This is a genomic window from Micromonospora sp. MH33, assembly GCF_003013775.1.
Lineage (GTDB): Bacteria > Actinomycetota > Actinomycetes > Mycobacteriales > Micromonosporaceae > Micromonospora > Micromonospora fulviviridis.
The window spans coordinates 68,055-79,694 of the sequence record NZ_MUYZ01000006.1; the positions used below are offsets into that span (position 1 = coordinate 68,055).

The 11,640-nt window shown below is 70.0% G+C and carries 14 protein-coding genes and 1 pseudogene; 12 read left to right on the forward strand and 3 right to left on the reverse strand.

What is annotated here, in order from left to right:
* The first annotated feature begins 4 nt into the window (after positions 1-4).
* The 7 genes from B0E53_RS02670 (at position 5) to B0E53_RS02700 (ending at position 5,500) form a co-directional block, all read left to right on the forward strand.
* Positions 5-994, forward strand: coding sequence for an alcohol dehydrogenase catalytic domain-containing protein (locus tag B0E53_RS02670; RefSeq protein ID WP_246835195.1), 990 nt, complete (start codon positions 5-7; stop codon positions 992-994).
* Entirely contained in the window at positions 946-1,851 is a 906-nt protein-coding gene (locus B0E53_RS02675; protein WP_246835196.1) for a DUF2090 domain-containing protein, read from the forward strand. Before B0E53_RS02670 ends, B0E53_RS02675 begins: the two co-directional genes overlap by 49 nt.
* A 38-nt stretch (positions 1,852-1,889) precedes the next feature.
* Positions 1,890-2,498: a GntR family transcriptional regulator gene (locus B0E53_RS02680; protein WP_146167566.1), complete on the forward strand. Its 609-nt coding sequence runs from the start codon at positions 1,890-1,892 to the stop codon at positions 2,496-2,498.
* Positions 2,485-3,513 carry an alcohol dehydrogenase catalytic domain-containing protein gene (locus tag B0E53_RS02685; protein ID WP_107074479.1) on the forward strand — a complete coding sequence of 343 codons (1,029 nt, stop codon included), beginning with the start codon at positions 2,485-2,487 and terminating at the stop codon, positions 3,511-3,513. The genes B0E53_RS02680 and B0E53_RS02685 overlap by 14 nt, the downstream gene beginning before the upstream one ends.
* 558 nt (positions 3,514-4,071) lie before the next feature.
* Positions 4,072-4,446, forward strand: coding sequence for a metalloregulator ArsR/SmtB family transcription factor (locus tag B0E53_RS02690; RefSeq protein WP_107074480.1), 375 nt, complete (start codon positions 4,072-4,074; stop codon positions 4,444-4,446).
* A complete protein-coding gene (locus B0E53_RS02695) occupies positions 4,443-4,949 on the forward strand; it encodes an SRPBCC domain-containing protein (protein WP_107074481.1) in 507 nt (168 codons plus the stop codon). Before B0E53_RS02690 ends, B0E53_RS02695 begins: the two co-directional genes overlap by 4 nt.
* Complete coding sequence (locus B0E53_RS02700; RefSeq protein WP_107074482.1) at positions 4,937-5,500, forward strand: dihydrofolate reductase family protein; 564 nt, start codon at positions 4,937-4,939, stop codon at positions 5,498-5,500. Before B0E53_RS02695 ends, B0E53_RS02700 begins: the two co-directional genes overlap by 13 nt.
* Before the next feature lie 53 nt (positions 5,501-5,553).
* Here the strand turns inward: B0E53_RS02700 and B0E53_RS39010 are convergent.
* A pseudogene (locus B0E53_RS39010) lies at positions 5,554-5,726 on the reverse strand (radical SAM protein); the annotation flags it as partial.
* 89 nt (positions 5,727-5,815) lie between these two features.
* Here B0E53_RS39010 and B0E53_RS02710 point away from each other — a divergent pair.
* A complete protein-coding gene (locus B0E53_RS02710) occupies positions 5,816-6,430 on the forward strand; it encodes a dihydrofolate reductase family protein (protein ID WP_107074483.1) in 615 nt (204 codons plus the stop codon).
* A 48-nt stretch (positions 6,431-6,478) separates the two neighbouring features.
* Here the strand turns inward: B0E53_RS02710 and B0E53_RS02715 are convergent, their stop codons facing one another.
* A complete protein-coding gene (locus tag B0E53_RS02715; RefSeq protein WP_246835197.1) occupies positions 6,479-7,354 on the reverse strand; it encodes a LysR family transcriptional regulator in 876 nt (291 codons plus the stop codon).
* Between the two features lie 109 nt (positions 7,355-7,463).
* Here B0E53_RS02715 and B0E53_RS02720 point away from each other — a divergent pair, with 109 nt between their 5' ends.
* The 3 genes from B0E53_RS02720 (at position 7,464) to B0E53_RS02730 (ending at position 10,375) form a co-directional block, all read left to right on the forward strand.
* Positions 7,464-8,405, forward strand: coding sequence for a DMT family transporter (locus tag B0E53_RS02720; protein WP_107074485.1), 942 nt, complete (start codon positions 7,464-7,466; stop codon positions 8,403-8,405).
* Positions 8,406-8,606: 201 nt separating this feature from the next.
* The gene (locus B0E53_RS02725) at positions 8,607-9,431 is read left to right on the forward strand and encodes a helix-turn-helix domain-containing protein (protein WP_107074486.1); all 825 of its coding nucleotides are present in this window, start codon (positions 8,607-8,609) and stop codon (positions 9,429-9,431) included.
* Between the two features lie 269 nt (positions 9,432-9,700).
* Entirely contained in the window at positions 9,701-10,375 is a 675-nt protein-coding gene (locus tag B0E53_RS02730; RefSeq protein ID WP_107074487.1) for a uridylate kinase, read from the forward strand.
* A 239-nt stretch (positions 10,376-10,614) separates the two neighbouring features.
* On the opposite strand, the gene B0E53_RS02735 is transcribed toward B0E53_RS02730, so the two are convergent.
* A complete protein-coding gene (locus tag B0E53_RS02735; RefSeq protein ID WP_246835191.1) occupies positions 10,615-11,226 on the reverse strand; it encodes a maleylpyruvate isomerase family mycothiol-dependent enzyme in 612 nt (203 codons plus the stop codon).
* A gap of 157 nt (positions 11,227-11,383) precedes the next feature.
* Between B0E53_RS02735 and B0E53_RS38445 the strand changes: the two genes are divergently transcribed.
* Positions 11,384-11,640, forward strand: a 257-nt coding sequence (locus tag B0E53_RS38445; protein WP_210405890.1) for a hypothetical protein, incomplete at its 3' end; no start/stop codon positions are given.

The window sequence follows — 11,640 nt, forward strand, 5'->3', positions numbered from 1 at the left end:
GTCCATGCGGGCCCGCTTCCAGGGCAACGGCGAGATCACGTTCGAGAAGGTCACGCTGGGCGACGTCGCCGAGGGCGACGTGCGGCTGCGGGTCGACGTCTGCGCGCTCTGCGGGTCGGACAAGCGGCTGCTGCAGAGCGGCTCGGCCGTCGTTCCTGGCCACGAGATCGGCGGCACGGTCGTCGGCGGAGCGCTGCCCGAGGGCACCCGCGGCATCGTCTACATCCCGGTCTTCTGCGGTACGTGCGTGCGCTGCCTCGCCGGCCGTACCAACCAGTGCCTGAACCTGTCAGAGCTGATCGGCTGGCAGCGGGACGGTGGCTTCGCCGAGCACGTCGACGTCCCGGCGCGGTGCGTCCTGCCCGTGCCGGACGACATCCCGCTGTCGGTCGCGGTCCTCGGGCTCGACACGGTCGGCACAGCCGCGCACGCCCTGCGGCTGGCGCTGCGTACCCAGGACTCGGCGGACCGCGCGCTGGTCGTCGGCGCCGGGCCACTCGGCCTCGGTGTCGTCGCGGTCGCCCAGGCCATGGGGATCGCCGTGGACGCCTTCGACCCCAATCCCACCCGCCTCGCGGCCGCGACGACACTCGGCGCCACGCCCGCCGGTGACCTGGCCGCCGAGAACCAGTACGACATGGTCGTCGAGGTCAGCGGCGCGAACGCGGCCCGGGAGACGGCACAGCGGGTGGTCCAGCCCGGCGGCACGGTGGTCGCGCTCGGCGAGTCGAACGAGCCGTACACCATGCCCGCGACGCCGCGCTGGCGGCGAACCGACTGCTACACCGTCCGATCCTTCTACTTTCCCACCGAGGAGGTCGAGGCCAACTGGGACCTGCTGCGCGTCATGGGCGCGTCGCTGCGCGACCTCATCGTCAAGCCCCTCACCCTGCCCGAGCTGCCCGAGGCGTTCGCCCGCTTCGTGGCCGGCGACTACGTCAAGCCCTGCATCGTGTCGGCGGACGCCCATCTCGTTTCGGAGGTAACCCGATGAGCCTGTTGATCCTCGCCGTCGACCAGCGGCCCTGGCTCACCCAGGCCCTGTACGGCCACGGCGCCACCGCGCTGCCCGCGGAGCGCGCGGCGATCACCGACGGCAAGCACATGGTCCTCGAAGGACTGCTCGCCGCCCTCGAAGCCGAGCCACGCCTGGCGGCGCACGCCGGGATCCTGGTCGACGAGCAGCTCGGGGCGGGCGTAGCCGAGCGGGCCCGGGCCAATCACGTGACGCTGAGCATGCCGGTCGAGCGTGGTGGCTGCGACGTGTACGAGACCGAACCGGCCGACCTGCCGGGGTTCCTCGCCCACTTCCGCCCCGAGTTCCCCAAGGTGCTGGTCCGCTACAACGTCGAGGGGTCGGCGTCGGACAACCGCGAGCAGCGGTCCCGGCTTGCCAAGGTCTCGCAGGCGGTCCGGGGCTCCGGCGGCCGGTTCCTCTTCGAGCTGCTCGTGCCACCGACGCCGGAACAGCGGAACGTCCCGAGCGAGGTGTTCGACACCGAGGTGCGGCCCAGGCTCATCCACCGGGCGATGACGGAGATCGTCGAGGAGGTGCCCGTCGACGTCTGGAAACTGGAGCACCTCGGCGCACCGGAGCACTACCGGACCGTCGCCGACCTCGCCGCCCAGGCCGGCGGCGAATGCATCCTGCTTGGTGCGAACGCCCCGGTGGCCACACTCGACGGCTGGCTCACCGACGCCGCCGCCAACGGGTTCACGGGCTTCGCAATCGGCCGTAGCATCTGGTGGGACTCGCTGCGCGGACTTCTGGCAGGCGACCTGACGCGGCCCGAGGCGATCGCGGCGGTCGCCGCCAACTACCGCCACTTCGCAGGGACGTTCCTTCAGTGACCAGCTCTCTTCAGGCCGACCCGCAGCGCGTCGGCGAGGTGCTCTACAAGACCCTCCGCGACCGGATCATCTCGGGCGAACTGCGGCCGGGCGCGCGGCTGAGCGTCCCGGCCCTCGCCGAGGAGTTCCACGTCAGCCGCAGCCCGGTCCGGGACGCGGTGATCCGCCTGGTCCAGGAAAACCTGGTCGCCGAGACGATGAACCGCGGCGCGGAGGTCGCGCGCATCTCCCGCGCCGAACTGGTCAGCCTGTACGAGGCCCGCGAGGTCCTGGAAGGAGCTGTGGCCCGGCTGGCGACGGAGAAGTACGACGCTGCGCTGCGACGTAGCCTGCTCGCGCTGCTCAGGGAGCACCGCACCGTCGCGGAACAGGGCGACTTCGCCCGCCATATCGAGCTGGACGCTGCGTTCCACCGGGAGATCCGGCAGGCGGCAAAGAGCCCGGTGCTGGCCCGGATGCTCGACAGCGTCCAGAGCCGGGTGCTGGTGGCGATGCGCTCCACCAGCCTGACCGGTGGCATGGTTCAGGCCGTTCACGACCACCAGGCCATCTTCGAGGCCATCGGCTCCGGTGACGCGGAAGCCGCCGAGGAAGCCGCTCGCGGGCACATTCGCCGATTGAAGGAGTTGCTACGTGCTGCTGACTGAGGCCCGCTTCTTCGGCACCGGCGACGTACGGCTGCTCACCTCGGAGCCGACGCCGCTCGCCCCGGCGGAGGTGGCGATCGCGCCCCTCGCGGTCGGCGTCTGCGGCACCGACAGTCACATCGTCGCTGGCAGCTTCGCCGCCGCGCCGCAGGTCGTACTCGGCCATGAGGTGTGCGGCCGGATCACCGAGGTCGGTGCCGCGGTCGACGGGCTCACGGTCGGCGACCTGGTCACCGTCGAACCACACGACTACTGCACCCGGTGTACGTACTGCCGCCTCGGCCAGGAACACCTCTGCGACAGCAAGCGGGGGTACGGCGTGAAGCTCGACGGCGGTATGACCGAGCGGATGGTGGTGCCGGCGCGGATCGCGTACCGGCTGCCGGACGCGACGCCACCGTGGATCGGGGCGCTGACCGAGCCGCTCGCCTGCTGCCTGCACGGGATGGACCAGCTGAACCCGCGCTCGGGGCTGCCGATCCTCATCTTCGGCGCCGGACCGGCCGGGGCGATGATGGTCGCCCTCGCCAAGGCCCGCGGGCTCGCACCGGTCGTGGTGCTGGATCCGCGCGCCGACCGGCGGGACGCCGCCCTGCGGATGGGCGCGGACGCCGCCCTCGACCCGGCGCCGCTGGACGAGGCCACCGCGCTGACCGACGGGCTCGGCTTCCCGCACGTGATCGACGCGGTCGGCTCCGGCCGGATCCTGGAATCGGCGATCACCGTCTCGTCGCGCGGCGGCCGGATCCTCGTCTTCGGAGTGGCCCGACCCGACGACGAGGCCCGGGTACGCCCCAACGACATCTTCGCGCGCGAACTGACGCTGGTAGGTGCGGTGATCAACCCATACACGCACCACCGCGCCGTGCAGATGCTGCCAACCCTGGGCCTGGACCGGCTGCGTCCGGCCTTCTACGGCCTGGACCAGCTACCGGAGGCCCTTGAAGCGCAGCGGACCGGCACGGCGGACAAGGTTTTCATCGCCCCACACGGCATCGCCGCCGCACGGGGCTGACGAATCGTCGACACCCGGACGGCACATCCGCCGGCGCCAATCTCCCACCCCGCTCCCCCGACCCCACGGCCCGCGGCACCCCCTGGCCGGCGGGATCCGGGTGCCCGTCCACGGCGATGGTGACGGTCGACGACGACTGAGTCCACCGGGCCCCAACCGGTGCTGACCTTCAAGGCGACCTCCGCCTGCGTCGGCGAAGAGAGTGGGCGCGCAACACACCGGCTCAAGCTGAACCGAGGTCGACACCACGCACCGCAGAGCCACCCACACAGTTCCGCGCATCCGCACGTGGGCACCGAGCGGACGCGCCGCGTCCGGCGTGGGCCGCCGGCAGGCGTGGGTCGCAGTCTCGCCGGTCCCCTTTCGATCACAGATCGCCATTGGACGCGCGAGGAGCCGCGCACCGGATCGCGGCAGGAGCGGTCACCGCCTCGCCGCAGGTTGTTCGGCAGCACGTCAGCGCTGGTGGCAGGACCGAGCCGCCCGGCGACTCATCCGTTGACAACATGACTCGCGTTCAATACGCTTAACATGGTGGTTAAGTGAAGGGAGCTTCCGATGGCTGGCACCGATCAGCTCAGCGCGGTGTTCTCGGCGCTCGCCGACCCGACTCGACGGGCGATCATCGCCGAGCTGGCCGCACGCGACGCCACGGTCACAGAGCTCACCGCTCCTCTCTCCATCTCGATGCCGGCGGTGTCACGGCATCTGAAGGTGCTCGAGCGCGCCGCGCTCATCTCGCGGTCGCGGTCGGGCAAGTGGCGCGCGAGCCACCTCGAAGCCGCCCCGCTGCGCGAGGCGGCCGACTGGATCGAGCGCTACCGGCGGTTCTGGGACTCGTCCCTCACCCGCCTCGATGCCCACCTCGCCGCGGTGCAGGCCGCCGGACCGGCAACGGACCGGATGGCCGACGACCCCAGGGAGCTCGAATGAACACCGAAACTCCACAGCTCGTCATTTCCCGCGTGTTCGACGCGCCGCGGGAGCTCGTCTACCGAGCCTTCACCGATCCCGACCACCTAGCGGCGTGGTGGGGCCCAACCGGCAACTCACTACCGCGCGACAAGATCGAGTTCGACGTACGCCCCGGTGGCTATCAACGGTGGACGGAGGTCAATGCAGCCGAACCCGGCCTTCGGGTGCACATCCACGTCGACCTCACAGACGTCGCCGACGGCGAACTGCTCGAAGGCGTCATGCACGTCAGTGGCCGGCTCCAGGAGGGCATCGAGCCGTTCGAGACGAGACTCCGGATCGAGTTCCACGACGAGGCCGACGGACGGACGCGACTCGAGATCCGCCAGTGGCTCCCCGAACGCCTGGCGCACCCCAGCGAGGAGGGTTGGCGCCAGGCGTTCACCAAGCTGGACGCCACGCTGATGAATGTCCAGGCTGTTGCAGCTAATCATCGAGAGGTAGAGGCATGGCCAAGCTGATCTACGTGACGAACGTGTCACTTGACGGCTACATCGAGGACGAACGCGGCGCCTTCGACTGGTTCCCACCCGACGACAAGGTATTCGCGTTCACCACCGACCTCCTGCGGTCCGTGGGCACGTTTCTCTACGGGCGGCGCCTGTACGAATCGATGGCCGCCTGGGAGACCAACGCCGCTCTGGCCGCGCAGTCCGACCTCATGGCCGAATTCGCGAGCGCCTGGCAGGCGGCGAACAAAGTCGTCTACTCCACGACCCTCGCCGCGGTGTCAACTGCCGACACCCGACTCGAACGCCGTTTCGACCCCGCCGCGGTACACGAACTGAAGGCCACGGCCAGCAGCGATCTCACCGTAGGAGGTGCCAAGCTCGCGACGCAGGCTTTCAAGGCCGGGCTGGTCGACGAGTGCCAGCTGTTCGTCCTGCCCATTGTCGTCGGCGGGGGCAAGCCAGGGCTGCCGACCGGCATGCGCGCCGACCTTGAGCTCCTCGATGAGCGCCGATTCCGAAACGGCGTCGTACACCTCCGCTACCGCCCTCTCGGACAGTGAACGACAGCCCGGTCCGAGGCCCGGCGCTTGCATGACAGGCGGAGCGCTGACGCCGGTGACAGCAACACCATCTGCCCGTTCGAGGAGACGGTCGGGATCGGCTCGTACGGCGCCTGGTCGACGTGCCCAGCGTGGGTCGCGGCGACATAGTCGGCCAGCCGGTCCACGTCGCGAATCCGCAGCGGCTGCCGCCGACGCTACGCTCGATGGGGCGCTGCCAGAACCGGTCGGCGGGTTGGTCTCTGGCCGACCGATGACTTTGAGATGCTGCGACGGTCCACCTGTCGACACCACCCGACTCGAAGGGACCCTGCGATGGCAAAGGTCATCTCCACGCTGTTCATCTCGGCCGATGGTGTGGCCGAGATCGACCCGGATTGGCACCTCCCGTACTTCGACGAGAACATGGGTCGCGCCGTCGGCGAGGACTACGACACCGCTGACGTCCTCCTCATCGGCCGTGAGACCTATGACAGCTTTGCCGGGGCCTGGCCCGACCGGGAGGCCGCGGGCGGGGACGACGCTGCGTTCGCCAAGCAACTCGGGGACATGCGCAAGGTGGTCGTCTCGCGCCAGCCGCTGGAGTTCTCCTGGCGGAACTCGGAGCTGGTCAAGGGCGACCTGCTCGACGCGGTCACCGCGCTCAAGGCCGATGCCGGCAGCAGAGGCATCCTCATCCCGGGGTCGATCTCCGTTGTGCAGCAACTGCTCGCCGCCGGGCTGGTCGACGAGCTACGCCTGCTGGTGCATCCGGTGGCGGCGCGCAAGGGCCGCAAGCTGTTCGACGACGGCGACACGCCGTACCACTTCCGGGTGACGGCGACGGAGGCCTTTCCGACGGGCGTGATCCGCGTGATCTACGCGACGACCGCGGCACCTGCGAAGGTCGGCTACGCCGACGTCACGGACCAGGTGCCCGCAGGGAACTGACCGGCTTCGCTGCAGGACCGGCAGGCCCACCGAGGGGAACGCCGGCGTCTACACCTTCGCGGCGTCCATCAAGGCGTCGATCAGCGCGCGCAGTGCTGGCTGATCGAGTGAGATCTCCCGGACCGCGGCGTAGATGGTCCTCACCGGCTCGGGACGGCGGACGGGGCGGATGGTGACGCCTGGGTGGCGGGTGCTGAGTCCGAGTCGGGGGATCAGGCTGATGCCGAGGCCGGCTGCGACGAAGCCCTGGGCCGTGGCGTAGTCCTCCGATTTCGCCACGAAGTCCGGGTTGAAGCCGGCCGCGGCGCAGGCGTCGATGATGGGTTCCAGGCAGGGCCCGGGCGGTTCGCTGCCGACCCAGGGTTCGCCGGCGAGGTCCGTCAGATCGATCATCCGTCGCCCGGCGAGCGGGTGTCCGGTGGGCAGCACGGCCTGGTACGCGTCGTCGAGCAGGTGCATCAGGCGGATGCCCCGGCGGCTCTCGTCGCTCGTTCGGCGGACCACGATGGCCAGGTCGGCGTTTCCTTGTTCCAGGTCCGGCAGTGGATCATTCGGATCCGTCAGCTTCGGGGCGATCGTCACGCCGGGGTGCTCGCGCCGGAGTCGGGCGAGGGCGGGTGCCAGCAGGGTCGGGCCGACCGAGGCGAAATAGCGGATGGCCAGCCGGCCGGTGCGTCCCGCGCGCAGGTCGGCCAGTGCGGTCTCGGCCTCGGCGACATGCTGGCCGATGATGGCTGCGTACCCGGCGAGCAGTCGTCCCGCCGCGGTGGGCTGCACGCCCCGGCCAACGCGTTCGAGCAGCGCGATCCCGGCTTCCTTTTCCAGCGTCGCGACCTGCTGGCTGACTGCGGAGGGGGTGTAGCCCAGGTGCGCCGCCGCCGCGGTCACCGATCCGCTGGAAACCACCGCCCGCAGCACCTGCATCCGCCTCACGTCGACCATGTAGCAGATCTTAACGTACGCGCAGAATCTTTTGCTTGTCCTTCCGGGTCGGGTCCGGCACCGTTCATGGGGAGGGATCAAGGAGATCAACGTGACCGGTGTAGCGGGCGGGACATGGGCGTGGGCGCGGGTGGGCGCGCTCGCCCTGCTGTGGGGATCGACCTTCCTCTGGATCGAGCTGGCCCTGGACGCCCTGACTCCGGTCCAGGTCACCCTCAGCCGGTGCCTACTCGGAACCGCTGCCCTGCTGGTCGCATGCCTCGGCTCGGGTCGACGGCTGCCTCGGGGTAGGGCGATCTGGGGTCATCTCGTCGTGGCGGCCTTCTTCTGCAACGCCCTGCCGTTCGCGATGTTCAGCGTCGGTCAGCAGACCGTCGACTCCGGGGTGGCCGGCGTGCTGAACGCGACGACCCCGCTGTGGTCCCTGCTGATCGGCGTCGTCATCGGCTCCGAGCGCGGACTCCGGCCGGTCCGGCTGGGCGGACTCCTGCTCGGGTTCGCGGGGGTCGTGCTGATCTTCGCGCCGTGGCAGACGACCGGACCGGTCGGCTGGGGCGCCCTCGCCATCGTCGCTGCGGCGGCGAGCTATGCCGTCGGCTTCGCGTACATGGGCCGCAACCTGGTCGGCAAGGGCATCCCCAGCATCTCGCTGTCCGCAGCGCAGCTCATCGCCGCAACCGGCCTGACCTCGCTGACCCTGCCGGCCGGTGGCCTGACATCGATCGAGATCAGCCCGAAGACCGCGATCGCTGTCGTGGTCCTCGGCGTTGTCGCCACCGGGATCACCTTCCACCTCACGTACCGGATCATCGCTGCCGAGGGCGCCACCAACGCCGCGACGGTCGGCTATCTACTGCCCGTGGTCTCGGTGGCACTGGGGGTCATCGTGCTCGACGAGCGTTTCAGCCCCCGGATCGCCGCCGGGATGGTGGTCGTGCTCGTCGGGGTCGGCCTGACCCGCCGGCACAAGCGGTCGCCGGCGTCACCAGCGTCGGCGGAGATCCCGGCAGCGTTGACCGCGCCCAGAGCCTGACCCGCATTCCGGCGAAAGAAGGACGCAGCCGGAGTGTGCTCGCACCACCACTATCGCGCGAGCGGATTGCGGCATGGGAGTGAGGCTGATCTTGGCTGGATTGATGTCGGCCGGAGTTGTCGTATCCGGGCTGCGTTGTTCGTAGCTACGGTGAGAGGCCGCCCACGAGGGCGCGGTCACGACCGAAGGAGATGTCGACCGATGCAGCACCCACTGGCCAAGATCCACCGCATGTTCGAGCTCGTCGAGCCGATCGCCACCGTCACCTTCTCCGAGGCGCCGAACGAGGCGTTCCTGGCCTTGGGTATGCGCAACTACTGGGACGGGTACTTCGCGGGCCGGGCCGCGCCGCTGGGCCTGGCGCCGGCCGAGGTGGTGCACGCGGTCTTCTACAACTTCGCCGACGGCGAGGTGGCGCGCCACATCCCGTGGGTCTGGGGGAAGACCACCCCGCAAGAGGCGATCGCCGTGCGCGAGCGGGGCAGCGCCGCCGCGCTGCGGCAGAGGATCGGGCAGCTCGCCGACTCCCCCGATCTGGTGCGGGCCGCCGACCTGGCCACCCGGGCAGCGGTCAGCGCGCCGACCGAGGGCCGCGCGCTGTACGCAGGACTCCGGGCGCTCGACGTGCCCGCCGAGCCGATGGCCAGGCTCTGGCACGCGGCGACGCTGCTGCGGGAGCACCGCGGGGACGGCCACAACGCCGCCCTGCTCGCCCACGGCATCGGCGGCACCGAGGCCCACGTCCTGCTCGCCCTCTCCCTCGGCATGCGGGCGGAGGAGTTCGGCCGGACCCACCACCTGCCCAAGGCACAGCTCGCCGCTGTCGTCGACAGGCTGCGCGGCCGCGGCCTCGTGGACGCCGCCGGCGGGTTCACCGACGCCGGCCGCCAGACCAAGGAGCGGATCGAGGCCCTCACCGACGAGCTGGCGGCGCCGGCGTACGACGTACTCACCGCCGACGAGTTCGACGAGCTGATCGCGGGGCTCGAGCCGATCGCCGCCGCGGCACAGGAAGCCGACGACTGAGCGGGCGCGTCAGGCGACGGCCACGAGATCAGACGGTTGCTGCGCGCGGTCACTCGTGTGCGCTGTCCGGCAGCGAGCGCACTGCGGCATGACCGGTCACGCCACACCGACCGACCAGCGCCGGCATGACAGCCCATGTGCGCCGCGGCCGCAGCCACTTTCGCATGCGGCAAGCTCGCTTACTCGGCGAGTGGCGGGCGCGAAAAGGCTGACGCGCATAAGGTCGGCTCGACACAGCGGCCTTCGCGAGACTAGGACGGGGCCAGGACATGGACCAAGGCACCCGCGACGAGTTGCTCGGCCGCCTGCTTGAGGCAGTCGGGTCCGTCACAGTCGCACACCCGACGCGGGTTGCCATCGACGGACCGCCCGCCGCAGGCAAATCCACGCTCGCCGACGAGCTGGCCGTCGTCTTGCGCACACAGGGCCGCGACGTCATCCGCGCGACGATCGACGATTTCCTCTTCCCCCGGGCACAGCGCTATCCGCGCGGCGAGTACTCGGCCGACGGCTGCTACTTCGACACCCACGACTACGACGCGCTGAACCGGGTTCTGCTCGATCCGCTCGGCCCGGGCGGAGATCGGCGCTTCCAACACGCGGTCTACGACCGCACAGCGGATACTGCGCTGTCCCCGCCGGTCGCCACTGCCCCCGCCGACGCCGTGCTGGTCTTCGACGGCGTCTTCCTCATGCGCCCGGAACTGATTGATCGGTGGGACCTGCGCATCTTCGTGTCAACCGCGATCGAGAAGACAGTGGATCGCGCCGTGATCCGAGAGCGCCGGGTGTCATCTCAGGCCGAAGTCGAACGGCGCTGGCGCGAGCGTTACATCCCCTCCCAACAGCTCTACTTCGCCACGGTCCGCCCGACCGATCACGTCGACATCATCGTGCACAACGACGAGCCCCAGCAGCCGGTCTGGGAGATACAGACACACTGACCGCATTCAATTCAGCACGTCCGGAAGCTGGACGCCGGGGGGCGGTCACCGCCTGTGACGCCCGGTCGGCGGCAGATGCGCGCGCTGACTTCGGCCGGCGCCAGGGCGTGGGGATGACAGATTCCGGTGGCGAGTTCGTCGCTCTCGACGGGTGAGCCGACCAGGGCCGCTACGCCGACTGCGAGCGGCCTCCGGACTTTGAGCCCGGCACCGAGCCCGCCCGGAGCCGCGCCGGTGGCCTAGATACGGGCGCTCACCGTCTCGACGCCGTCGCCGGTGACGTCCGCGAGGTAGGCACGCCGGCCCGCGAGAACCATCACCAAAGCTTCCGTCGTTCCGCGGACGATCGGACCGTCACCGCTGTGGAACGGCCCGTCGGTCGCCTCCCATCGCAGGCCCATGGCCACGTTGCGGCTGTTGACGGCGAAGTTCTTGGACACGAAGAACCTGGCGACCGTGGTGGCCGCCTCCACCGACGGCCCACCATGCAGTCCGAGCGGGCGGCGGATGTCCTGGCCATGCACGACGATCTCGCCCAGCCATGCGGCGGAGGGCCCCAAAGGCGCGGTGGTGGCCGAGACGGCTGCCCGGAACTTGGCAAGCGTTTCAGCGGGCGTCACACCGAGCTGCTCGTTCAAGCGGCGGCGGTTGTGCACGTCCGGACGGAACCCGGCTGCGGCCATGCTGCGGATCCAGCGGAACGGAGTCATGCGCGCGGCCGAGGTCAGGTGCGCCAGCGTCTCCTCGACGGTCCAGGATTCGCAGAGCGACGGAGCGGCCCACTGGGCCTCGGTCAGGTCGGCGAGATCGTCGGCCAGCTCCTTACGGGCGGCGATGATCTGGTCGGTCACGTGAGTCGGACCGACGGAATCTGCGGAGTTCATCGCTCGGTAGTTTAGTAACGGACAGAAACCGGCCACGACAGCCATGATCGAGTGCACTCTTCTCGGCTACTTGTGGGTCCCGTCCTGGAGGCGTCGGCGGGGTGAGCGCAAGGATGTCGATCAATTGGCCGGGGTTGCCGATGATGTCGTGGCCGCGGAGAAGGGCATCGACCTCGTAGTAGCCGTTCGGGCCGATGCTGCGCCGCTGGCGACATCCACGGAGCCCTCGACCGGGCTCTGCGAAGACGTCCTCGCCTTCGAGGAGTCGTTCGGCGCTGCACGGCGAGCGCAAGGAGGACGCCGCGCTGCCGGTGAGCTGGCGGCGATGGACTCCTGTGATTCAGCGCGCGCGGCGGTAGTGCATGGCCACCGCGCCGTTGC

Excerpts from the sequence above, each read along its gene's own strand:
- B0E53_RS02670 (WP_246835195.1), top strand. The coding sequence starts at position 5 with ATGCGGGCCCGCTTCCAGGGCAACGGCGAGATCACGTTCGAGAAGGTC.
- B0E53_RS02690 (WP_107074480.1), top strand. The coding sequence starts at position 4,072 with ATGGCTGGCACCGATCAGCTCAGCGCGGTGTTCTCGGCGCTCGCCGAC.
- B0E53_RS02695 (WP_107074481.1), top strand. The coding sequence starts at position 4,443 with ATGAACACCGAAACTCCACAGCTCGTCATTTCCCGCGTGTTCGACGCG.
- B0E53_RS02700 (WP_107074482.1), top strand. The coding sequence starts at position 4,937 with ATGGCCAAGCTGATCTACGTGACGAACGTGTCACTTGACGGCTACATC.
- B0E53_RS02710 (WP_107074483.1), top strand. The coding sequence starts at position 5,816 with ATGGCAAAGGTCATCTCCACGCTGTTCATCTCGGCCGATGGTGTGGCC.
- B0E53_RS02715 (WP_246835197.1), bottom strand. The coding sequence starts at position 7,354 with ATGCAGGTGCTGCGGGCGGTGGTTTCCAGCGGATCGGTGACCGCGGCG.
- B0E53_RS02725 (WP_107074486.1), top strand. The coding sequence starts at position 8,607 with ATGCAGCACCCACTGGCCAAGATCCACCGCATGTTCGAGCTCGTCGAG.
- B0E53_RS02730 (WP_107074487.1), top strand. The coding sequence starts at position 9,701 with ATGGACCAAGGCACCCGCGACGAGTTGCTCGGCCGCCTGCTTGAGGCA.